This is a genomic window from Algoriphagus boseongensis (assembly GCF_004362805.1).
In the GTDB taxonomy this organism is placed as follows: Bacteria; Bacteroidota; Bacteroidia; order Cytophagales; family Cyclobacteriaceae; genus Algoriphagus; species Algoriphagus boseongensis.
Genome location: NZ_SNYF01000007.1, coordinates 229,057 through 253,078 on the forward strand (window position 1 = coordinate 229,057; position 24,022 = coordinate 253,078).

Sequence of the window (24,022 nt, forward strand, 5' to 3'; positions counted from 1 at the left end):
AACCTGACCGAGGTAGAATTGAGGTTGAGATTAGGCTATAGGTTTTCAATTATTTGATTGAAAAAAAGGTTCTTTTTCACTTTTTGAATTTGCCGTATATAGGTTGTCCGGGCATAACTCCTGATACCGTTTTCCCATTTCTTAATACTATTGTTCCATTGACCAATACATATTCTACTCCTTCTGAAAATGCCAAGCCTTCTTCAAAAGTTGCTTTGTCGATTATAGTATTGGGATTGAATATGGTCAGGTCTGCATCCGCTCCCACTTGAACCCTTCCCTTAAAGCGCATCATAGGAGCCATGTTTTCCAATCTACGGGCAGGAAGTAAGGTCATTTTTTCAAGAGCAGTAGGCAAATCGATTACTTTATCTTCTCTCACGTACTTTCCCAATACTCGGGAAAAAGTCCCTGCAGTTCTAGGATGAGCTAGCTTGGCATAAGGCATTCCATCAGAGCCTATGATAACTCCTAGGGAGGCAATTCCTTGCTTGATCCATTCGGGCTTCATCATATGGATGATTACTGTTCCGCCTGATTTTCGGTATTCTTCAAAAGTTTTCTCGGTTAATCTTTCTCCACTTGCAACCCATTGCAAGTCTTGATAACTGATGCTCATTTTTTCCTGCCATCCAGGATCAAACATAGCAGATTCCAAGGCTGTAGAGGCGGCAGTATAGGGATACAGTTCTGTAGAGATGTCATACCCTTGACTTTGGGCTTTTTGAATCATTTCTAAGGCAAGTCCAATATTTCCCAAAGACATGCTATTGATATGGACGATATGAAGAGAAGCTTGAGTCAACATTGCATTGGAAATGGCTTCCTGTACTGCCAATAAATTCGGTTGCCTAGCATGGACAAAAACAGGTACATCCATCTCAGCAGCAATCTCAAAAACCCGATAAAACTCTTCCGGCTGAGTTTTGGGTAGGTAGCCAATAGGAGCACCAATTCCGATTCCACCTTGTGAAAGGGAATTCTTTATGTTCCGAATCATTCCATTTACCTCTTCATCGGAAGGATTTCTCAAATAAGAGTCAGCCATTATTCCGATTGTTTTTTCAATAGAACTTCCAGATTTGGTCAATGACTCTAGTTGTGAAACCAAGTTTTCATTTCCTTCCATCGCTTTAAATCGCTCATAGGGCCACATCACACTCGCTCCGTAATTGATCAGCGCCTTGGACTTGCGTGTTTCATACCAAGCACCCAAATTTTCGATTCCCCATTCTAACTCCAAAGCCGTGGTGATCCCGTCATGTACTTGGTATTCTTGTTCGACATTGGTTCGGCCATGGATATGCAGGTCAATAAATCCTGGGGCTACGACCAGCCCGGCCACATCCAAAACTTCTTTACCTTGAAGTGGCTCTGAACTGATTTCGGCAATCCGATTTTGTATGATTCCGACATTCCGGATCCCATCCAATTTGGTTTCCGGATCGATGACCCGACCACCTTTCAAGACCAGGTCATAGGTGATTTGTGAAAACGAGGAATTGATTTGGAATAGAAAGGATAGGACAAAAAGGAAAAATCCTTTGATAAAAGATTCCATAGGATAAAAGTTTGGTGGTTTTATAAGTAAGGTAAGGATTTACACAGGATTTTTTATTAAGTCAAAAGGCATTATTAAATCCGAAAAAAATATATCCTCTTGGAAAATAGTGGTAAAAAAATCAGTCAAGATGTCCACTTAACTGCTTCTAAGAATCTTTTCCATCTTTTTCCCCTTAGCCAATTCATCCACCAATTTGTCCAGGTAGCGAACCTGTCTGGAGATTGGAAATTCGATTTCTTCAACTTTATAGCCACAGATCGATCCAGAGATCAGGGACGCATTTGGATGGAGCTTGGCTTTCTGAAAAAACTCAGCAAAGCTGACTTTGTCCTCAATCATTTTCTGGATTTCATCCTCTGAAAATCCGGTCAGCCAGGAGATCACCTGATGTAATTCTTCCTTGGTTCTTCCTTTTCTTTCAACTTTCTTGACATAGTGAGGATAGACTGAAAAGAATTTCATTTTACTCATTTTCTCGTCTGCTTCGGGAGTTACTTTCATAGTTCTTATCGGTTTTGAGAAAAGAGTTTAATCCAATCCTGCTCTGCTGCCAGATACCCGAATGAAGCAAATGAATTCGTTTCAAGAAGTTCTTCCATCATTTTCTTGGCATTTGAGGTGTCTCTATGATATAAATACCAATTGGCTACTCCGTAGCGCACAGCATCATTAGATGGATTTCCTCCTGGTCCTTGTTGAATGAGAGAATCCACTGGGAGTAGTCCTTTGTATAGAAGACAAAGATCGGCATAGCTTTGATTTTCGATGACCGTTGAGTCAGGATAGATCGGAGCCAAAAGGGAATCGGCTTTTGTCGGATTTCCGATACGCTGCTGGATCATGTACAACCAATGGGTGCTGGAGACGATATTGTCATACTGACTTCCACTGTCCCTGCATTTCAAATAGGCTTGGTATGCTTTTTCATAATCCCCAACGAGGTAGTAAGCTAAGCCCAGATGGTAATAGATATTGCCATGAAGCGAACTAACAGGAATGTTCAATGCATTAGGCATTCCGTCTGGCTCGATTTCATTTGGAGTTCCTTGAATTAGCTTGGCTGCCTTTTCCAAATCAGCAATCGCTTTATCATACTCCCGAATGGAAATGTAGCGATGTCCACGATGGCGATATAGTCGGGCTTCATTGGGGAATTTTTCAATTCCTTCGGAATAGATTTCTATTGCTTGCTTGTATTGTCCTAGGTATGCAGTTCGTCGCCCATACCAAATGAGTGCATCCACATCCTCAGGATTTGCCTCAAAGTTAGACTTTGCTTCTTCGTATTGAGCTAGAGTTTTTTCACCTGGAGTTGGGATGGGATAGATTTTTCCCAAAGGAGTGGTAAAGGTGGTGTCTTGTGAAGAAATAGTCTCAGTATTGTCACTGGCGCCTGGGCTGCAGGACCAGATAAATAATGCTGAGGCCACAAAGAATAGCATGCCGTTTTTCATACAAGAAATATAAGATTAGCGAAGTGAATTCACATCGATGTTAAACAGTTCAGCAGCATTTTTCCATAAGATGAGTTCCTTCTTTTCGACGGTCAGATCCAGTTGGTCGATAAATTTCAAATAGGAATTCATGTTAGAAATAGGCCAATCGGTCCCGTAAAGCAGGTATTTTGGATTTCCCGCGTAGGTGATCATTTGTTCAATCTCCTGTTTCATGAAGCGTTCAAACTTTTCGGAGAAATTCCCCAAGACCAAGCCTGAAATATCCGCATGGACATTTTTGTTTTTATAGACCACCTCCATGCAATCTTTAATCCAAGGATTTCCGAGGTGACAGATCACAATTTTCAATTCTGGGAAATCCACCGCCAGATCATCAATCTGAAGGGGATGAGAATACTTGACCCGGCCTGTAGGAGCATAGGTGTCTCCCGAGTGAAACATGACGGGGATATTGTATTCTATAGCCATTTCATACCAGACCTTGAGCCTGCTGTCGTTTGGATAAAAGGGTTCGTAGCCGGGATAAAACTTCAGGCCTTTGATCAATCCTTGGCCTAAATATTCTCCGATCTGTCTAATGTCCCAATGATTGTAATGAAGAAAGCTAATACCCGCTACCACCCCAAGATTCTTTTTGTCAGCGATGGCTTCCACTACCTTTTGGGTACTGGGTCGGTGTTCGTTTACCTTGTAGGAGGAAAGAACCAAGGAGTAGTCTACCTTATTTTCCGCCATGGTATCCGTAAGAAGTGAAAGGCAATCTTCTAAGGATTTGACACGGTCTTCGTGGTAATTATTGATATGCGTATGGACGTCAATGATCATTTGATTGGATTTTTTTCAGATAAAAATTGCTGATTAAACAGCCTATAACCACTAGAATAACTAAAAAATGCCCAAAAACCCAGAAATCAAGCTTTTTGATGGCAAATAAGGAAAGGAATGTGCGACTTAAGATTGGCTAAAAGATCAAAGTTTCAATTCAAGATTCTGTATAGGACAAGTAAAAATCCAATCAAGAAAATTGTAGTGAAAATCAACTTGTTGTATTTGGCGAGCCACTCAGGCAGGAAAATGTCAAAATTTTCCCGGGTAGAATCGGAATACTTTCTTGCCCAAACAGTCAAAGGGCAATGCATCTTAAAGATTGCAAGGGTCAATCCCTCAGCAATAATCATTGCAATCCCAATCCAAGTAAATAAAGTCACCTGATTACTAATCCCAGAATAAAGGACATAGAAAATCACTCCCACCAAAAAGGCCCAGATAATAGTATGGCCAACCTTGATCCAAAAGAGTTTCTGTTCTGGATTCATTTCTCTCTGAAGGAGTTTACAAATAGCTAAGCCACCACATTTCCTTGTGCTTAGCCTTGTAGTTCATATACCATCTGCAAGGAAAATAAAGGATTGCCACTACCCCGATCCAAACCAAATAAACAACTCCTAAAGAAAAGCCATAATCCATCAGTTTTAGACTCAAAAATCCCTCAGCTGTGATGATGAGATCCTGCCAATCTCCTCCCCCTAGTTCGATGGCTATTAGAGATAAGCCATGGATTAGCAACATGTGAGCGAAATAGTAGAAGAGGGGAACCCTTCCAAAAACTAAGAAAAAGTCCGTGATTTTATTTTTTACACCCTCAATGAAGTAAAGGAAAAGAAATGCCGGTCCCAGGGTTATACAGACATAAAGAAGGGAGGGGGGATACTTGGTTACGTTTATAAACGAAAGGAAAGTCTTCGTGCCTGTCTCGTAAACTGACCAAGGATGTAAATCCCCGTACACATTTATTCCCCTTAAGACCACAAATAAAGTAATGGCACCGAATCCAATTCTAAGAAGCCACTTTTTTCGCTTTTCCGGGTCAAAATCTTTACTGTAAAATCCCCCAAAAAGATAACCCAAGGCCATAAGGCCAATCCAAGGAATCAAAGGATAATGAAAATAAATGGCTTGAGAGGGATTAAATACCACCAGTTGGTCTTGATGAAGTATATACCAAAGAATAGAGGAGAGGCTACTTCCCTCAGCGCTTATCCCATCCAATAAATTATGTCCTGCGATTAAAACTGAACCTAGGATAAGAATGATGGTTTTTGGAAGATAAATAAGAAACGAAAGGCAAATCATACTTGCTCCTATTGCCCAGATCACTTGAACCAGCACAAGGCTATAGGTTAGATCAAACGTCCAGATCAAGGAGTTAAGTGCCACTTCAAGGAAAACCAACCAAATCCCCCGAGTCAAAAGAAATTTGGAAAGTTCTGGCTTGGATTTGTTTCTTCCATATAAAAATGCTGAGGTGCCTGCAAGAAAAACAAAAGCGGGGGCACAGAAATGGGTGATAAATCGGGTGAAAAACAAGATCGGAGTGGTAGTCTCTAAATCGGTAGGATCACCGTAAAATGATTGATAAAAGAAATAATCTCTTACATGGTCCAAGGCCATGATGACCATGACGACCCCCCTCAAGAGGTCGATGGATTCTATTCTTGAGGTCTGGATTTTATTCATCTGTTTGGGTTAAAAATTAAAAAAAAAGTGTTTGGTCATTCAATATAAAAGTTTTCCTCAAGAATGAAAATCAAACTCTAGAACATATCAATAGCTATTAACTCAAAAGATTTCCAAATTTTATTCTCCTTTCACATACTTTCTCCAATTGTGCTGTTCCTTAAATCCTAAGAGCTCTTTGATCTTTTTATTGGAAAAAAGCGCCTCATGTTCTTCCAATTCCCTGGTCACTCGAACTCCCGGGAAAAAGTGTTCCGCCAGCTCCTTGCTGGGAATGATGGCCCCGTTATGATCATTTCCGGCATTGAATACCTGATAACCCAAACCATCCTTTTTTAAGCATAAATCCACAATTTGTCCCAAATCACGGGCGTCAATGTAGCAGAAGGCATTTCTTCTCCTCACTTCAGGATGCTTGAAGTAATGTGGGAAAAGGGCTTGGTATTCGTGAGGTTCGATCACATTGCCGATCCTCAAGGCATAAATATCTACGCCTGTCCTTCTTTGAAAAGCCCGGGCGGTTTGCTCGTTCACTACTTTCGAAAGTCCGTAGCTGTCCATGGGATTGACGTCGTATTCCTCGTCCAGTGGTAGGTAAGCCGGGTCAGTTTTTCCATCGGAAAAACAAATCCCGTAAGTCGTTTCAGAAGAGGCAATGATGATTTTTTTGATCCCAAGTTTTACGGCAGCCTCAATCACATTGTAGGTTCCGACGGTATTGACCCGAAAAGTTTCATTGTCAGGTTTGATCAAAATACGCGGTACCGCTGCGAAATGAACCACCGCATCAAATTGAGGTACCCCAGTTCCCGGCTCCATCTCATCAAATCCAGCATACATGCTCATGGCATTGAACATCTGTCCTGAATCGGTGATGTCGGCGGTCAAATTATCCACGCCGGGATGATTCAATGGGGTCAGGTCTACATTCATTACCCGATGCCCCTGCTCTAGAAGGTATGGGATTACGTGTCGACCTGCTTTTCCTGAACCTCCGGTAAAGAATACTCTCATGGTAGAAATTTTTAAAGTTGATGGGATGAATTCCAAATAGAAATTCGAGGTACAAAATCTGAATAAGGAATCCAATCTGATTCTTGATTTGGATTCTCAAAAAAGGATTTTCGGTAATCGGTATCCTTTCTTATTTACTTGGCGGGAAACTCTAATAAAACCATTTCAGCTGCTTGGCTTCCTGAATTGGTGATGGAAAATTTCTTCTTTCTTGGAACGGCGATGAAGCTTCCGGGCTTTAAATCCTGATTTTGGGCTTTCTCATTTTGAATAGATGCATCCTGAAGTGAAACTAAAAGAAAGGATTGCTTGGGTTTTTCAAGTTGGAATTCCTTTCCTGCTTCCAGATTCAATCTGTATACCCGAACCCAAGTGGTATCAATCTCCAAATTGAGATCAGGGAGGTCCAAAGGATTTTCCTCCAAGTCAAAATCTTTATACAACAACTCCACATCCATGACATGAAAATCACTTTTGTCCCTATTCCAAACCCGGTGAGTACGGATATTATCGCCCGATAAATCCTCTACCACAATATCACCAGCGATGGATTCAGCATTGACCTCACTCGCTCCCTTTAACTGGGAGCCCACAGCCGTCGAGGTAAAATGGATAAATACGGATGGTGTGGTATGGACGTGGTAAAGGGTAGTGTCTCCGGGAGGAAATTCCACATTCAAAATCCGGATTTCCTTATTCTCAAAAACAGGACAATGTCTGGGTTCTTGATGGACTAGAACCTGGCTGAGGAGAGGAGTTTGAATCAAAAAAAAGAGGAATAAAACGACTTGCTTTTGAGAGCTGAAGGCAAATGGGCTTGAAGGCATAAAGTGGGTTAGAATAGGATAAAAGTCAAATCTTTGGTAAGATCCCGACAAGGGAAGCTGAATTTAAGCTTATCTATTTGCCAAAAGAAATTTTTACTCCTTTTCCCTTCCTACCAGCTTCACAATCTTATTGTAAATAATCTCAGTCAAATTCCAGGTAAATCCCCCGTTGGTATTGACAAACTGGACTACCACGGCGTCGAGATCTGGGTGGTATCTGGCAATACTGGAATACCCGGGAAGAAGCCCGGTATGTCCGTATTCATACACGGAAGAATAGATCTCCTGCTCCTTTTCAGTGAGTAGAGTTCCGTTATTGAGTATTCTTAAAAATTTTCCTACATCTGAGATCGTAGCCACCATGGATCCTCCAGGATTGGTGTAGTCATTTGCCTTGATGTCAGGTTCATAGCCCACAAAATATCCGCTCATGACGCTATCCAGAGGAACCTCCTTCAAAAGGCTGAAGGTATGCGTCAAACCATGAGGAAGTAGGAGTTTTTCCCGGATAAACTGATGGTGAGAATAGCCCAATGTTTTATCCAGGATTTCTCCGATCAGAAGGTAATTGGTATTGGAATAGGCATATTTTTCATCTGGTCCAAAATCTGCCGGAGTATCCAAAATAAAGGCCAAGGCCCCCGCATTATCCGGAGCTTTGTCCCAAGGGTAATCAGGATGATCACTGTAATTGGGTATTCCGCTTCGGTGTCGGATCAGCATGCGGAGGGTAATTCTGTCAGCATTTTCGATTCTTCCTTGGAGTTCTGGTAAAAGCTCGGCAAGAGTTTGGTCCAGGGAAAGCTTGTCTTCAGCCACCAATTTTACTGCGGCTGCAGCGATGTAAAGCTTGCTGATGCTGGCAATTTTAAAATAGTCATTGGGATCTGCAGGAATTTTGTTTTCTCTGTTTTTCCAGCCTGCCGTGTAGATTTTTGGCTCTTTCCCTCCTTGCTCCACATAGACAATAATCCCATCCAAGCCATACTCAATGCCTTGTTCTACTTGCTCCTGAATAGTGTCCGGCAAAGGGGCAATCCATGAAAACACAAGAGTCCATGGTACAAAAATCACCATACTGGCAACACCTAGCAGTGGCATGAGGATTTGAAAAAAACGTTTAGCGGAAATTTTCATGATGCTGGACCCGCAAGATAAGCATCTTTTATAAAATGGGTTTTTGAGGTGATTTCGACTCTAGGATGGTAGATTTTTCAGGAATAAGAAAAGGTCAAATGGCTTGATTTTAGGGTTTAAACGGATTGATTGCCTTTTACTTCACTTCCACTTTAGGCATTTTGTCCAACAAGCCCAGCGAAACCAGAAATTCATCTGCTTTTAAAAGTGTCTCCTTATAGAATTCAAAATTCCGGTAGTTGAAGAAGCCATGAACTTGATCTTCATAGAGGTATAATTCACATCTGCTACCTACTTTTTCCATGACCATTTGATAGTATTCCATCGTTTTTACTGGGATCAGCTCATCCTTGGTCCCCAGGAAAATCACGGTAGGCGGAGCACCTTTTTGGATATTGTGGAGGGGAGAAAATTCCTTGTAGTGAGCTCCGATTCGCTCAAATCCATAGCCACCCGGCCCATTGTCGATCACGGGATTGAAAAGGACCAAAGCATTGGGCTTGCAACTGATCGTCAAATCGTCCTTGGGATCATTGTAAGATTCAATCAAAGCCGTGGCTGCTGCCAAATGACCACCCGCAGATCCACCAGCCGCTACGATATGAGAAGGGTCAATTTGAAATTCTTCTGCATGAGCTCTGATAAAGCGCATGGCAGATTTGGCATCCATTAGGGATTCAAAAGGGGAGGTCTTGTTCCGGGAATTGACTCGATAATCGACCAAAAAGCAAACCATACCGCGTTCTGAAAAATACTTTGCTTGGGGTTCAAATTGGGCGGTCGAACCTCCATTCCAGCCTCCCCCAAAGAAGAAAACTAAAGCTGGATAGTTTCCTAATTCCTTAGATGAATTTGGACGATAAATTTCTAGAGTCAACTCCAGTGTGTCGATTTTCTTGTAGGTTATTTTTTCCTGGGAAAAGGCAGAAGTGGATAAAAAAATGAATAGGAGAGAAAAGAAAAGGTTTTTCTTGTAGTTCATTCTAAAATATAGGAAAAACACCTTCTAATACCTAGTTGATGTGGATTCTTAAAACTTAAACAAAGCGCTTTTAAATCAAATTGGGATCGGATACAAATTATATGTCAGTCAGTGATTGAATCAATAGGCTAGGGTCTGAAATTTTTTCTTGCTAAATTTTATCTAGCTAATCTTCAATTGGATATGAAATCAATATTGCTAGGTTTTTTTACTTTATACTGTTTCACTATGGCTTATTCACAAGAATCAAACCGTGTCAATTATTCCCAATTGGGACTTTCTTTTGTCATTCCAAATCAATGGCAAGGAAGTGAGGTTGGGGATGCAGTTCTGCTCCAAAGTCCGACTATTCCCGGAGTGATTTTAATCTCGACACACAACCAAACCTTGGCTCAATTAAAAGCTCAAGCCAATCAGACTATCAATGACAATCAAGGAACTTATCTTCAGCCCATGGGGAGTATTGAATCTCTGAATTCTCATACGATAGCAAGGACTTATCAGGGTACTTTGGAAGGCAATCCTGCGCAATCCTACATCATAACTTTGGAGAATCCCACCGGTGGAATTGGGGTGACGATTTTGGTGGCAGCACAGCCAGAGCAGTTTTCTGAAGAAATCAAAAAAGCGGGGATAGCATTGGCAGCTTCTTTTGAGTTTACCAAGGTTGATCGCTCTTCGGAATTGGCCGAATGGAAAGCCTGGCTTTCAGGCTGGAGATTAACCTACATGCATTCGTATAATTCTTCAGGCTCGGCCGATGTGGGAATTTATGGAGGGATTTCTGCCCAAAGGATCATCGATCTATGTCCTCAAGGGAATTTCAATTTTTCAGGAAAAAGCACTGTAATCATGGATGGTATGGCACCCAATTCGGGTAATTCCAACGGAAATGGAATTTGGGAAATTGTGCTTGGAGCTGATGCCACCCCTCATCTTCGACTTACTTTTTCCAATGGAGAAGTAAGGGAATACAAATTGGAATTTAGAGAGGAGAAACTCTTCCTTAATGGTGAAAGGTACTTTAGAACCAACGACGGAGATAATGATCCTCGGTGCTTTTGATTAACTTTTTCATCCTTTTCTTAAAGTTGGTTTACCCACCTTATTTGAGATGGAAATAGGTCAGGGACCTTTTGCAGAAGTTGAATTCAAGAAACAAAGTTGGATAGTTTTAAATTTTAGCCCTTCTAGGAAGTCCATAAGAATAGCCACGGAAAAGCATCTCAATACTAATTAATCCTTAATGGAAAATCAGATACATCTTATAAGTCGATAGAATCTACTGATACCGGATCGGAAGCATATCCAACTTTAAAAGCACCAGAAGTGTGACGATCAAAATCGTTCCGAGAGATGCTAATACATCGATGGTCTTTTGAACCCTTAATGGATTCCCAGTCCATATTTGGAGAATTTTTACTAAGCCCAAACCCAAAAATCCCCCGGCGGTATTGGTGATCAGGTCTGTGGTATCCAATGCTCCGATTTTAAAAATGTATTGAGAAGCTTCCAGAAAAAAGCTCAAGAGAAAGCAATAGAGTAGTTTTTTAAGGAAGGGTTTTTTGGGATAAAGAACTTGCAGATAGATTCCAAAAGGAAGAAAAATCAGGATATTCAGGATAATCTGACTCAGGTCAATCTTTCCATCAAATGTGAATAATTCAGGAAATGGAATCCAAGTGATACTTCTTGCATCCCGGTAAGAAAATTCCACCCCAAACTTCAGCAAAATGATCCAAGCCAAAACAGCCAAATAAATCAGCGCTAAAATTCGGGTAAATTGGTTGCTGGAATCTTGATTGAATGACATAGAATAAGGAAGTGGAATGCAAGGATTTTCCAACTTACCCACTCAAGACTTTTCTTACAATTTAATTTTTCTTAACCGACAAAAGCGTTTTTCAATTTCCACCCTGGCATTGACTGTAGGTATAGTTGGGGCCAAGCTGCACCAAAAAGTTATAGAACCAGTGTCCTGCAAGCATCATTCCGGCAGAACCTTGGAATAAGCCATGGAATTTTGTTGGCCATCCTCCAGGTAAATAGGGGACTTGAAAGTTTAAGGACTGAATAGGTACTTCCTTTAGATTTTCCCCCTCTGGAGAGATATTGACCAGGTAAAAACGGAAATTAAACTGTTCGTCATTTATAGGTGCTTGGCTTACATTCATAGCCCCACTTCCTACCAGCCAAATCGATTGATTGGGTAATTGGACCAAATCATAAAAACCCAATAAATCAACCCCTTCAGTTAACCTGAATAATTTGCTTGAGATTTGTTTTCCATTGGGATCAAATCGAGTGAGTAGGTATTCAAAACGAGATGCTGTTCTTGAAATACTCCAGATTTCTTGGGAATTACCCACTTGAATTATTCTGGCTTTAACTCCAAAATTCATATTCCAAAGGACCTTTAAATCCAGATCGGTAACCACAAATCCATTACTTATTCCCTCCGAGGTAAATACTAACTTGGAGTTTTCTAAGACGAAAAAATCCTCTGCAAAAAAATTAATTGGTTTTGAATCACCGACTTTGCCGTCTGAATCAATTTTTTTAAGCCATTTCAAATCGTAAGTGCCATAGGCAATAAAAAGCTCATCCTGCTCATCGACTGCCCCTTTTAGATTTTCCAGTAATTGGTAATTCTTTTCACTTCCCAATTCAAGTGAATATGTTCCGATGTGATTCCCTTTAAAATCAAATTTTACTGCAACAAATTCTTCCAGATAGCCCAATCCATAAATGACTTCTTTGCCAATAATTAGCCTCCTTAGGATTCCTTTTCCAAGGTTATTTTTCCAAAGTAGTTGCCCTTGTTGATCGGTGCTAAATATCTCGAATTCCGAATATGGGAAAATCCCCGGCGGATCAGAGGGACTATTTGTAGCAAATACCAGGCTTCCACCTGGCAGCTGCTTAGTGTCCACAGACGCCGAAATCCCATTAAAATCCCTTAAAAGCTTACTGTCAGGATCAGATGGGACGATCCTTAGGAATTTTCCAGGTTTGTAAGTGGTGTCAGTTTTGTGCACTGCCCACAGAGCGATATTTACCGCACTGTCCAAGTTTGAAGGGGCCTGATAGACTCCTTTTTCTACATTTACGGTACCGATAGCTGGAGAAAGATAAAAAGTAAACTCCTTTAGATCCCTGACTTTATTGTTTCCATCCTTGATCGTGATCTGACTGGCTTCACCGGGACATAGAAGATTTTGAGATATCTGAAGGGTGAAGTAAGTAAAATTGGGAGGTAGAATTGGTTTTTCTACGGTTGGATTGTCAGGATCAGGAATGACTGGAATGGGATCTTCTTCACAGGAGCTAAAAATCAAAGCCAGTCCAACGAAAAAAGGAGAAAGTGAATTCCTTAAAATCCTCATGATTAAAAATTCAATAGTCTGATACTAATTTAAAAAGTCCCAGTTCTTCAAAAAAAGCAAGAAATCATAGAATCCCATAGGATTTTAGTAAATGCTGCAAATGAATTTGAGGAGACAGAAAATCCTCTGGATACTTTTTATTTATTTGATTCCACCAATAGAAAAACCAGCAGGGTTGCGGTGGAGATCATCAGGGCATAAAAATAGAGTGACTTAGTAGAATATTTTGAGCTTTTCCATAGAAAAAAAGTTAGGATAGGCAGACCAAAAAGCATCACCAGGAAAGGCAGCCAAAGCAACTCATAAATCGCCCCAATAAAGGCCACTTGATACACATCAAAGAAGGTTCCGATAAACCAAAAAGCCAAAGTTCCAAAGGATAGGGAAATGAGGATAGGTCCTGAAAGGATGGATGCAGGGGAAGAGGTACGGCTCATACCTAAAATTATTTATTAAGGATGAGATAAGCTAAATCTTAATCTTCACCAGGATCAAGTAATTCGGAATATTATTTCGAAAAATAAGAAAAAACGTATCTGGAGATACGTGAATCTACCTGTAGCTAGAAATTTTCTCCCCCAGATAGAACGATTGTCAAAAATCATGGAACGTTTCTCCTCCAGATAGATCGTTCCTCAAAATCGGTAAAACGTTTCTCAAAAAAGATAGAACGTTTTTCTCCCAGATAAAACGTTTATCAAAATTTGAGGAACGATGATCCAAAATGATAGATCGATTCACCAAAAACCTAGAACGTTTCTTCCCCTGATAGATTGATGCTGTTTTTTTGCCAAAGGTTTCATCCAAAAACCAAGGACATCCTTGTTGCAGATACAACGATTCTACTTTTTTGCTTCCAACTGGGCTAAAAAACCAAGACTATCCTTGCTTCTGGTAGATTGATCCTACTCCAAGCTGGATTGGGTTTGGTGGAAGTAAGAAAAGGTTTGCAGGAGATACAATGCGTATTAGTAAACCGGAGGCAAAGCTTTGCTAGAAATCTTTTCGAATATTCCAGCTGATACAATTCAGAATGCCTCCATCCTTTGCGAGCTCATTGGATTCGATGGGGATGATGGAGTCCTTTGGGAAAGCCTCCTCTAAAATCCGAATTACTTCTTCATCCTCCTTGAAACCGAAAATAGGGGCGAAGATTACCTTATCCATCTGGAGGTAATTGATATAATCTCCGTTGGCATGATCATTACTGGTATTCTCATAGATGGGATAGGGAAGTTTGATTACCTCAAGTCCAGTATTATGAATGGCAATTTCGAAAGCTTCGAAGAACTTCTTGGGTTCTTTGGAATAGTCGTTTGCCAAAATGGTATGCTCATCCACAAAGCGAACCATCCCATCCGCATGCCCCGTGAAATCCCCGGGCTGGGCAGGAAGAAGGAATATCCTATCCAATTCCAAAAGGTTTTTCAGCTCTTCCAGAAGCGCTTTTCTCTCCCAAGTAGGATTGTCCTCAAAAATCCTATCAGTTACAAAGGCTTGACGGGCTGAGCGAACCAGGTTTCCACCATCCAAAACGATTTCAGATTTCTGGGTTTGAATACCTAGAGTGGAACATATCGCGTCCACATCGGACTTGGTCTTTTCGTATTTTTTGAATTTCAGATAGCTGGGATCATAGCTGAATTGTACAAACTTCTCCCCAACCTGAATCGGCATATAATCCACCGCCCAGACATCTTTGGTATTGGTTAAAAAATCGAAAGCAACTTTCTGCTTATTTAATTCTTTTTCCAATCCTGCATAAAACTCAGGATACTTTTTGGGAAGGGTATCAGCGAGGTAGAGAAAGTTGGTTTGGGAGTCGGGGGTCATTTTTTAGGGTCTATCGAGAAAGCATAGTTTCTTTCATGCATTCCATTGATTTGTGCATTTTTTCCCAATCCTTTTCTAGGGCCTGACTTAATCGGAAAAGATTCAAGACCTTCTTTTTGGATAAGTTTGGTTTGAATTGAACCCTCAAATGCATTAAACCCACTGAATAATGTCATGGCACAAACCATTGGACCTTTGATTACCTTTTTCTCATTTAAGTCATAAATTCCTCGGATTAAGATTCCTCCTGTTCCTTCAGGTACAGAGTTATCTAAGGCAATATCCACTCCAGAATAATGAAAGAACCAATCCCCACCTTTAGGTTGAATGTGATTTCTTCCATAGGTGGATTGATCTGAATGAGTTTTTGAATTCCAATAAAACTCGATCTCTATTAACCGATAGAGTTGATCATCTTTCTGAATTGCATAATTATCAAAAAGAATTCTAGCGATTTCTTTAAAGCCATCTTCGTTTTCTTTCTCAGGTGTGATTTTTAAAAAGTCCATTTTTCTAAATTGTATATGATTAATCAAAAAGGGTTTGCTGGCCTCCGCGTCTAAGTCTCCATCGATCTTCACCTACTCGCTCGGCAATATCTTCTAAAACCTTTAAGACTGTTTGATTTTCTGGAGTTATCCCATTCTTTAATAAAGGGATGATATATAAGATGATTTCATCAAAATGAGGTGATTTACCTTCTCTTTCCATTCTTCGTAGGTAACTCAGAAGGTAATATTTTACTCTAAGCCTTATATCCACATGGGTTCTGAACTTGGTATCTTTTTTTATGGTATAAAGTTCAGTATCATCATCATAGTCAAAATTTTCTAAAAGGAGAGGAGTCAGATCAGTGTACTCCTTTTTTAGTAAATCCAGAAATCCAAGTTCCAAGCCTTTGATGATCAATTCGTCATTGATTTGCTCTAGAGAAGCTCCGTCATTTTTGGCAATGATTCCTTCGATGGTTTGCAAGACGATTTGAGCAATGTCCATTCCTAAATTAGCTTTTAGGATCGCCTTAGGATTTCTAACTTTTCTAAAATTGATGATTAGCTGGCCTGAAAGTACGGTAAAGGGATTTTGTCTTTTTTTGAAACTGGTCTGACCATTTTTTTGAGGAACAGCACCAACGTATTCAAATCCGCAGGCTTCTGCTGTCTCAATAATTAAATGCCAAAATTCCGGGTCTTTGTGGGCGAAAACAAAAGACATCCATCTATCAAACTTTAATACCCGATACATTTCTTTGATAGATTTTGCCATCAAGTCATTGTATTCATCTTTACTCTTGTCATGCTCTCCTCCTTCTATAGCTTCGAGTGAATAATCTTCATCGGTCACTTCCAAATCCAACCATGAATTCCACATGGCTGATAAATCTAAGTAAGGGATTTTCTTGCCATAGGGAGGATCGGTATAAATGTAGTCTATTGATTCCCGAGGAATAAAACTTAAATCAGTAGCCGTCCCCTTGATAATTTGGGCGTTGGATATTGTGTTTTGGTTGATAAAGTATTCCATTTCTTTTTTGGCCTGGCATACTTTTTTAAATCTCAATTCGAAATAGGTAATTATATCTATATCTACTGGTTGGGGAGCAATTCTATATCTATAATATCTAAATGCTGCGGTATCACCCTGCCCAGCTGCTGGCTTATTTGGGGTTGTATGGTAGGTTAAATTTGCTTTCGTTACAAGACCTGAAAACATCAATAATAAAGATGTTCTGATATTTTGATCTTTTTCCTTGAGAATTAGAGATTTCAAAAGGCCTAATTGTGCTTTTTGTTTTGGACTAAATAGCTGGTCTGTGGTATCCACATCTGAACCTTTAGGCAGAGGAATGGAAGTTGGACCTGGATAAACTTTAAGGGCCTTATTGATTTCTTCGTCAGTTTGGGGTTCTTTTTTAACATAAGCCTCTTTTATCTTGGAAAATGCTTCAGCTAATTGTTTTTGAGAAACAGGGGCTATTAAGGACTGAACTAGAAAAACAGCCATTGGATTTAAATCAATGTTGATGGCTTTTCGGTTATTCATCAAGGCCTCAATTGCTGTGACTCCACTACCACCGAATGGATCTAAAACCAAGTCTCCGGGTTTGCTAAAGTTTTTGATGTACTCTGCAACCACATTCCAAGTTTGCTTTGTGAAATATCCATGTACCCCAAAATGTCTTTTGGCTTGCTGTTTTTTAACAGGAATTTCTTCCAATAAAGGGCGGGTATTGTAATCAAAACCTCCTTTGGCTTTTGCGTAGGTTTCGGTTCGTTCGTAAACCACGCTCTTGCCAACTTGAAAACTTGAAGGAGCCAAAAACATATTTAGCTTTTCCCAATAATGCTCTATCTCGTCAATTGGAAAAAGAAGAATTGGTTCATTGGTTGACTCCCTTCTAAATAGCGAAAACTCAAGCCCATTGCAGAGGGCAAAATATGTACTCCTAATCTCAGGATGTGACGAGTAGCTATAGACCTGTTCTATATTATCTTGATCTAAAATCCTTTTTTCAGGAGACTTAGCATCTAAAACCCAAGCAAAATTATCTTCTACTTTCAGAGAATAATCAGGAATAAGCTTGATTGGTATTTTCTTATTACTTCCAATTTTTAAGAAAGGATGTTCAAGGGTTTTGCTCCTTACAATGCTGTCATTTCTATAACCAAGAGCCTTAAGGATTGGAAGTATGATAACTTCTCTAACACTATCTTCCTTAAAGTCAGGGTTATCTATTAAAGAATGAAAATTTAGGTTTCCAAATAATTCGTTTTTTGTAATACGCATTTCTAAAGTCAAAAAGGATAATTTCTATAGATTCCCAATTTGTAGAAAGAAGTTGATTTCATACAATTTTTTTAGCTAGGCGCTGGGTGAAGTTTGTAACTTCACCCTTATATCCTCACCAATTTGCAATTGGTTACTCCCTCACTTCACAAACAACACCCCAACTCCTTTCTCAGTAGCCAATTTATTAAATGCTGGAATGGCGGATTGAAGTAGACGATCGCCTTCGGCTTTGAGCGGTTTCCATTGTTCAGAAAGGCGGGCGTATTCGGCTTTGGTGCCTTCGTTGATTTTTGGAATGCTGCTTTCTCCATGGTTGAGCATAAACATAAAGTTGGCCGTAAATTTATTCGGGAAGTTCTCCACATCATCGTAGGCGGTGGATCGTCTCTGAATCATGTCCTCATCCCAAGCCTTAAGGGCTTTGAGCAGGGTTTCTCCTTCGGTTTTTAAGGAAGCCAAGTCAGGTTTGTCTTCCAGTTTTTTCAGCAAATCAGCCAATTGATCTTGGTAGTCTTTGGCTGTATTGATCATGGTGTGCATGGTGGTCACCTCGGATTCGAGTTGGCTCATCCAGGCATGGTATGCCTGATAATCGGCAGGAGTCAGCCCATAGGCTGGAATATCCTTGATCTCAGCTTTGGCTTCTGAGCTCGTATCCATTCCGCTTAATTTGACTGTGTATGTACCGGGGATGGCTTTATGGCCTCGGTAGCTGGATTCGATATAGGCCGTCGGAACTCCCGGCATGGTAGGATAGCGAAGATCCCAGACGAATCGGTTCAGGCCTTTTCGGACGGAAATCACCGGGTCTGAAGGAGGCCCACCTTCCCAGGATTTGGCTTCTGGGTCTTTTTTCGAGGAGATCTTGCGAACCAGTTTGCCCTGTGCATCCAAGATTTCCAAGGTCAATTCGGTGGAGTCAGTGACGGTTTCCGGAAGCTGGTAGTGAATCACCATTCCATTGGCTGGATTGAGTCCCTGAAAAGGATGAGTTCCGGTAAAATCATCCAGATTCCCTCCGTTCATACTGGAATACCAGTTGCCTAAAAGTGCATCCTCGGGCGTAAGCAAAATGGGTTGATCCACCTTAGCTTTTACCTCCCGCACGGCATTCAGTTCATCCAGAATCCAATAGGATCTACCTGAAGTAGCCACGATCAGGTCGTTGTGGGCGACTTTTAGGTCGGTGATAGGCGTGATAGGAAGGTTGAGTTGGAAAGGATTCCAATTCGCTCCCCCATCCTGGGAAATGTACATGCCCTGCTCGGTTCCTGCGAATAGGAGGCCTTTTTTCTCTGTGTCTTCTCTCACTACCCGCGTGAAAGCTCCGTAAGGAATTCCTTTGGAAATATTCGTCCAGGTTTTGCCGTAGTCGGTGGTTTTGTAGAGAGCAGGAGTGTAGTCGTTGAATTTGTAGCGGGTGGTAGCGATATAGGCCGTGGCCGGATCGTGAGGAGATACGTCGATGGAATTGACTAAACATTCCTGAAGACCTTTTGGAGTGACATTAGTCCAGGTTTTTCCATTGTCCCGAGTTAGATGGACCAAACCGTCATCACTTCCTGTCCAGATGACACCGGCTTCATGGGGGCTTTCCATCACATAGGCCAAAGTGCCGTAATTTTCCGCACCTACCGCTTCATTGGTGTAGGGTACTCCTGGAGTTCCCTGCTTGGATTTTTCATTTCGTGTCAGATCAGGAGAAGCTTCTGTCCAGGTTTTTCCCCAATCCTGAGTTTTGAGCAAAATTTGGGAGCCATGGTAAAAAGTATTCGGCTCGTGCTGGGACCAGATGATCGGCGCGTTCCAGTTGAAGCGGTATTTCATATCCTTGGCATCCATGCCGAGGTATTGGATCGGTGCCGCCATGATATTGGTAGAGCCCTGAGTTTGCATATCCAAGACCTCAATTGTACCCTGATAGCTTCCTCCCAAGACATAACGAGGATCATCTGGATCAAAGGCCAAGAAAGCAGATTCACCCCCTGCGGAATAATTCCAATGCTCTTCACCGATTCCCCCTCTGCCCAAAGCCATGCTGGAAATCACCACGGAAGTATTGTCCTGCTGACCTCCATAAATGCGGTAAGGGAATTGGTTGTCCACGTTGATTCGGTAGAATTGGGCTGTAGGCATGTTGTTTTGGGTAGACCAGGTTTTTCCTCCGTTGAAAGAAATCGATCCACCCCCGTCATCGGCCAAAATCAAGTTGTTTGGATTTTTGGGATTGATCCACAAATCATGGTAATCCCCATGCGCTCCGTCAATGTCCTCAAAGCTTTTTCCCCCATCAATTGAAACCAGCATGGGGGCGCTTTGCACGTAGACTTTGTGCTCATTCACCGGATCGGCAAAAACCTCAATGTAATACCAAGCCCGCTGGGTGAGTCGGTTGCTTTTGTTGATTAAAGTCCAGCTTTCTCCGGCATCATTGGAGACAAAAAGACCGCCCAGATCCTTGTAAGTATCACTTTCTACCAAGGCATAGACCTTGTCAGAATTGGCTCGAGAAACCGAAATGGCGAGTTTTCCTTTTTCCTTGGGAAGACCTTTTTCCAATTTAGTCCAGGTTTTTCCTGAGTCAGTGGATTTGTAAAAATTAGAACCCGGTCCACCAGATTTTACCTGCCAAGGAAATCGCTGATGCTCCCACATCGCGGCATAGAGCACTTCCGGGAAATTCATGTCTAGGGAAAGCTCCACTGCACCAGTCATATTGTCCACGAATAGCACTTTCTCCCAAGTCAATCCACCGTCAATGGACTTGTAAACGCCTCTATCTTCATTTGGAGCATAGAGTGCTCCTTGAGCTGCAACATAGACAATGTCAGGATTGGTAGGGTGAATCTGAATTCGGGAAATGTGCTGGGTTTTTTCCAGTCCGAGTTTTTTCCAGGTCTTTCCTGCATCGGTGGATTTCCAAACTCCATCCCCGTAGGAGGTCATTACCCCACGAGGAGCATGCTCCCCCATACCTACGTAGATGATATTGGGATTGCTTTCGGCAACTGCTACCGCTCCGACCGAACCCGTGGTAAAAAATCCGTCTGAGATATTTTCCCATTGTTGCCCAGCATCCGTGGTTTTCCAAAGTCCCCCTCCGGTAGTCCCGAAATAATAGGTGAGGGGATCATTGACCACTCCTGTGGCTGTCACCGATCTTCCCCCGCGATAGGGGCCGATATTTCGGTATTTGATGGGGAGTTTGGAATCGAAGGTTTGGGAAAATGCGGAGAGGCTAAGGCTGAAGAGTAAGCCAAAAAGAATCTTTTTCATGTGTTTATAAAGGATTTTTCGGTCACATGGAATCTCGACTCGCTTTTAATCATACCCCTGTGCGGCTTTGTAGTCGTACTCGATTTCATGTAAGGTTGGACTGGTTTTGTTCCTTAAGATAGACAAATCCCAAAAATTTTAGGAGGTAGGACAAAGGAAAAAGCCCGATCAGAAAAACTGACCGGGCTGAGTTGGTTTAGTAATCTAAAGAGCTTAATTATTTTTCTCTCGGCTGTTTCCTCGAGAGGAGGATGAACTGGAAGTTCTGCTTTGGGTAGAAGTGGAGCTTCTACTTGGAGCGGAAGACTTCACCTCTGGTTTGCTGGACTGAGTCCGGCTAGGTTGAGAAACTCTGGCATCCGATGATCTGGAAGGAGCTGTTCTTACCTGAGGCTCAGAGGAACTTCTTTGCTGTGGCTGCCTTACCTGAGACTCTCGGGAAGGAGCAGAGCTTCTTTGCTGAACAGATCCTCGATCCTGATTTTGAGGCTGAGTTCTCACCTGACTATCTCGAGAAGGCTGGGTTCTCACCTGAGAATCCCGAGCAGGCTGAGGAGTTCTCATCTGTTCCTGTCTTGAACCTTGGGCCGGAGCGGTCCTGGAAGGAGCTGTTCTACCTGAGTTCGAAGGAGCAGGCTTCATGTCAAATCCCTCATTTCTGGAAGGAGTAGCCGATCTTCCGCTTGGAGTTTCAGATCGGTTTACCGAACCGGTTTGGCTATTTGCAGATCTGCTGGACTGGGATGAGGAGCCGGAATTAGATGGACTCACCTGTCTGCTGGATCTTGCGGTTTTTGCCTGATTTGCATCCAAAACTCGGGACGGTCTGGCGTCAACAGTTCTTCCTCGGCTTTGCTCCAATTCTGGTCTGTAAACTCGGACCTCATTTCTAGAAACGGCCATTCTGCCTGGTGCTTCCGAGGTACGGATATTATAAACCGGCACCACTTTGCGGGTTACTTGCTCAACTTCTCTTCGGCTTGGACCTCCGTAGAAGTTGTAGTTGTTGTAGACGACAGTATTGTTGATCACCTTGGTTTTGTTGATGATTTTCACCCTGTGCGCATAAGGAGCATAGTAGTGGTAAGGATAGTTGTGGTAGATTCTTGCCTGAGGTAAGAATACCCAGTGGAAAGAAGGAACATTTACCCTTACGCTGATGGATACTCCAGGACCCAGAGGAGCCCAACCGTAATATCCACCACCTGTTCTCCAGCTTACCCAAGCAGGTGCCCATTCATAACCAGGAATCCAAGCCCAGCTTTGGTAGTAATCGTCAAAGTACCATCTACCGTAGTGGAAAGTTGCCCATCCCCAATCGTAGTCAGATACCCAGGTGTTTCCGTATTCGGTCATTACCCAGCGTCCATTGGTGCCATAAGGATGAAAATCATCATACACCGCAGGCAGCCAGATGTAGCCGTGTCGGGCATCTTTTACCCAGTCTCCATAAGGAGTGAGCTCGTCATAAAAGACCTGAAAACTGACTCCTCCATATTTTTTTGCCTCGGCAACTGAAGTAAAGAAAAGTCCCGAGATCATCAGTGAAGCTAGGAATGCGATCCTTAGCCAGTGGGGTTTTTGGTTTGCTTTCATGGTAGTCTTGGTTTAGTAGTGGAAAATTCAAGTAATCAGGTTTGTGGTGGTTCTTGTTGGTAATTGGCTTTTGCCTTTAAGATGTCAATTGATTCAGAAAGGTTGCATCATGTATTCCCAAAATCAGGCCATTTTTCAAAACTTTGTTAAAATGAATCAGATTTTAGGATGTCTATCGTAAAAAAATAATAAAAGGTTAGATGCTTTTATTTTTGTTTTTTAAAAAATAGAAATCAAATAAAGTAACTTATATTAAAAAATAAATTAAGTCTAATTTCGAGTTTGAAATTTATGAAAAAGCAGAAACCCGTTTTCCTATTTTCTAAACGGTAAATGTGGTTTTTAAGGTATTTTGGGCTTCCTTAAAATTCTCTTAAGATTTTTTGATTTTTTTTCCTTGAGGAAAATGGGGAAGGTGAAACCCGGGTTTTTCCCACTATCCGTCCACTGAGCACAGACGACAGTCAACAGCAATTAAAATCTATTCTCAATCCCCTTTTTATTTGGTTAGTGTCAACGAAAGGGAAAAATCTAATTCCCCAAAAAAAGGGAGGTATACTCAGATGCGATTTTTGACCAATTCCCCCATCACCCAGTTTGCTCTGGCGCCGGATTCTCCATGGCTTGGGCTTTGTCCCTGTCCGAGCAATTCATGTACAATGCTTTGGATTAAGGGTTGCTGGATATGCTTAGGGAGTTGGACATGAAAGTTAAAGGGCTCTTCATCATCCCGGATTAGGGTGAATTCCCCTTTTCCAAAGGTTGCAAATCGAATCTGACCTTGGTCTCCATCGATAATGACCTCGTCTACTTCAGCCGAATGGGAAGAAGTGAAGCACCAATTTCCTGTTCCCAAAACTCCATTTTCAAAGGCAAAACTACCCACTACGATATCTTCTGCTTCATAGGCTTTGGCCTGATTGGAAGAAAAACCTGAAGCATGGGTGATTTTACCAAAAAAGAAATCCAACAAATCTAGTTGATGAGAGGCGAGGTCAAAGAAATATCCTCCTCCGGCGATTTCCGGAACAATCCTCCAGTTGTTTTCCAGCTTGGCAATAATCTCCGGCTCTACCACTTGCTTGAGATTAATATGCACAGTGCGTATAGCTCCAATTTCTCCTTTGTCAATTAATTCCTTGATTTTCAAAAAATGGGGCAAAGCCCTTCGGTAATAGGCAACAAATAAAGGGACTTCATGCTGGTTGCAAACTTCAATCATATCCAAACATTCGGCATGAGTTCGGGCCATGGGTTTTTCTACATAAACCGGTTTTCCAGCCTCTGCTGCAAGTTTGGTCAATTCCAGATGGGCATGGGGAGGAGTGGCAATATAGATTGCATTTACCTCGGGATCTTGGATAAGACTTTTGGCATCAGTGTACCATTTTTTGACTCCATGTCGCTCGGCATAGTCTTTCACCTTGGCTTCATCCCTGCGCATGACTGCCACGAGTTTGCTATGTGGGATTAGGTTCATGGCTGGGGCGGATTTGACTTCACATACGTTGCCTACTCCCAACACTCCCCAGCGGACTTCGGAATCACTGAATTTTTTCATGTTGGAAATTAGAAAAGATTCGGGCTTTAGAGTAGTCTATCAAGAAAAAGCCCCGAAAAATTCGGGGCTGATTTTTAGTTTC

20 protein-coding genes are annotated in these 24,022 nt (G+C 41.7%); 1 reads left to right on the forward strand and 19 read right to left on the reverse strand.

Annotation, left to right across the window (positions count from 1 at the left end; translation table 11 throughout):
* Window positions 1-76: 76 nt before the first annotated feature.
* From DFQ04_RS12480 to DFQ04_RS12525, 10 genes are all read right to left on the reverse strand, one after another.
* Window positions 77-1,561: an amidohydrolase family protein gene (locus DFQ04_RS12480; RefSeq protein ID WP_133556339.1), complete on the reverse strand. Its 1,485-nt coding sequence runs from the start codon at window positions 1,559-1,561 to the stop codon at window positions 77-79.
* A 138-nt stretch (window positions 1,562-1,699) separates the two neighbouring features.
* Entirely contained in the window at window positions 1,700-2,065 is a 366-nt protein-coding gene (locus DFQ04_RS12485) for a DUF2200 domain-containing protein (protein ID WP_133556341.1), read from the reverse strand.
* A gap of 5 nt (window positions 2,066-2,070) precedes the next feature.
* Window positions 2,071-3,018 carry a tetratricopeptide repeat protein gene (locus DFQ04_RS12490; protein ID WP_133556343.1) on the reverse strand — a complete coding sequence of 316 codons (948 nt, stop codon included), beginning with the start codon at window positions 3,016-3,018 and terminating at the stop codon, window positions 2,071-2,073.
* 15 nt (window positions 3,019-3,033) lie between these two features.
* Window positions 3,034-3,846, reverse strand: a complete 813-nt coding sequence (locus tag DFQ04_RS12495; RefSeq protein WP_133556345.1) for an amidohydrolase family protein — start codon at window positions 3,844-3,846, stop codon at window positions 3,034-3,036.
* Window positions 3,847-3,998: 152 nt separating this feature from the next.
* Window positions 3,999-4,337: a hypothetical protein gene (locus tag DFQ04_RS12500; protein WP_133556347.1), complete on the reverse strand. Its 339-nt coding sequence runs from the start codon at window positions 4,335-4,337 to the stop codon at window positions 3,999-4,001.
* A 16-nt stretch (window positions 4,338-4,353) separates the two neighbouring features.
* A complete protein-coding gene (locus DFQ04_RS12505) occupies window positions 4,354-5,538 on the reverse strand; it encodes a DUF1624 domain-containing protein (protein WP_133556349.1) in 1,185 nt (394 codons plus the stop codon).
* Window positions 5,539-5,658: 120 nt separating this feature from the next.
* Complete coding sequence (locus DFQ04_RS12510) at window positions 5,659-6,552, reverse strand: NAD-dependent epimerase/dehydratase family protein (RefSeq protein WP_208110533.1); 894 nt, start codon at window positions 6,550-6,552, stop codon at window positions 5,659-5,661.
* A 134-nt stretch (window positions 6,553-6,686) separates the two neighbouring features.
* Window positions 6,687-7,379 carry a cupin domain-containing protein gene (locus tag DFQ04_RS12515; RefSeq protein ID WP_133556351.1) on the reverse strand — a complete coding sequence of 231 codons (693 nt, stop codon included), beginning with the start codon at window positions 7,377-7,379 and terminating at the stop codon, window positions 6,687-6,689.
* Window positions 7,380-7,472: 93 nt separating this feature from the next.
* Window positions 7,473-8,480: a serine hydrolase domain-containing protein gene (locus DFQ04_RS12520; RefSeq protein ID WP_243739679.1), complete on the reverse strand. Its 1,008-nt coding sequence runs from the start codon at window positions 8,478-8,480 to the stop codon at window positions 7,473-7,475.
* 172 nt (window positions 8,481-8,652) lie between these two features.
* On the reverse strand, window positions 8,653-9,498 hold the full coding sequence (locus DFQ04_RS12525; RefSeq protein ID WP_133556355.1) for an alpha/beta hydrolase: 846 nt from the start codon (window positions 9,496-9,498) through the stop codon (window positions 8,653-8,655).
* A 228-nt stretch (window positions 9,499-9,726) separates the two neighbouring features.
* Between DFQ04_RS12525 and DFQ04_RS12530 the strand changes: the two genes are divergently transcribed.
* Window positions 9,727-10,563 (forward strand): hypothetical protein, encoded by an 837-nt coding sequence (locus tag DFQ04_RS12530; protein ID WP_133556357.1) that lies wholly within the window; start codon window positions 9,727-9,729, stop codon window positions 10,561-10,563.
* A gap of 217 nt (window positions 10,564-10,780) precedes the next feature.
* On the opposite strand, the gene DFQ04_RS12535 is transcribed toward DFQ04_RS12530, so the two are convergent.
* The 9 genes from DFQ04_RS12535 to DFQ04_RS12575 all read right to left on the reverse strand — a co-directional run bounded on the left by DFQ04_RS12535 (window position 10,781) and on the right by DFQ04_RS12575 (window position 23,940).
* The gene (locus DFQ04_RS12535) at window positions 10,781-11,311 is read right to left on the reverse strand and encodes a VanZ family protein (RefSeq protein ID WP_133556359.1); all 531 of its coding nucleotides are present in this window, start codon (window positions 11,309-11,311) and stop codon (window positions 10,781-10,783) included.
* Between the two features lie 91 nt (window positions 11,312-11,402).
* The gene (locus tag DFQ04_RS12540) at window positions 11,403-12,884 is read right to left on the reverse strand and encodes a hypothetical protein (protein ID WP_133556361.1); all 1,482 of its coding nucleotides are present in this window, start codon (window positions 12,882-12,884) and stop codon (window positions 11,403-11,405) included.
* Between the two features lie 137 nt (window positions 12,885-13,021).
* A complete protein-coding gene (locus DFQ04_RS12545; protein WP_133556363.1) occupies window positions 13,022-13,321 on the reverse strand; it encodes a hypothetical protein in 300 nt (99 codons plus the stop codon).
* A gap of 556 nt (window positions 13,322-13,877) precedes the next feature.
* A complete protein-coding gene (locus DFQ04_RS12550; protein ID WP_133556365.1) occupies window positions 13,878-14,717 on the reverse strand; it encodes an agmatine deiminase family protein in 840 nt (279 codons plus the stop codon).
* Window positions 14,714-15,226: a hypothetical protein gene (locus tag DFQ04_RS12555; RefSeq protein ID WP_133556367.1), complete on the reverse strand. Its 513-nt coding sequence runs from the start codon at window positions 15,224-15,226 to the stop codon at window positions 14,714-14,716. The genes DFQ04_RS12550 and DFQ04_RS12555 overlap by 4 nt, the downstream gene beginning before the upstream one ends.
* A 19-nt stretch (window positions 15,227-15,245) precedes the next feature.
* The gene (locus DFQ04_RS12560) at window positions 15,246-17,504 is read right to left on the reverse strand and encodes a DNA methyltransferase (RefSeq protein ID WP_133556369.1); all 2,259 of its coding nucleotides are present in this window, start codon (window positions 17,502-17,504) and stop codon (window positions 15,246-15,248) included.
* A 141-nt stretch (window positions 17,505-17,645) separates the two neighbouring features.
* Window positions 17,646-20,783: a VPS10 domain-containing protein gene (locus tag DFQ04_RS12565; RefSeq protein WP_133556371.1), complete on the reverse strand. Its 3,138-nt coding sequence runs from the start codon at window positions 20,781-20,783 to the stop codon at window positions 17,646-17,648.
* A gap of 213 nt (window positions 20,784-20,996) precedes the next feature.
* Window positions 20,997-22,379, reverse strand: coding sequence for a DUF6600 domain-containing protein (locus tag DFQ04_RS12570; RefSeq protein ID WP_133556373.1), 1,383 nt, complete (start codon window positions 22,377-22,379; stop codon window positions 20,997-20,999).
* 559 nt (window positions 22,380-22,938) lie between these two features.
* Window positions 22,939-23,940: a Gfo/Idh/MocA family protein gene (locus DFQ04_RS12575; RefSeq protein ID WP_133556375.1), complete on the reverse strand. Its 1,002-nt coding sequence runs from the start codon at window positions 23,938-23,940 to the stop codon at window positions 22,939-22,941.
* Window positions 23,941-24,022 lie beyond the last annotated feature (82 nt).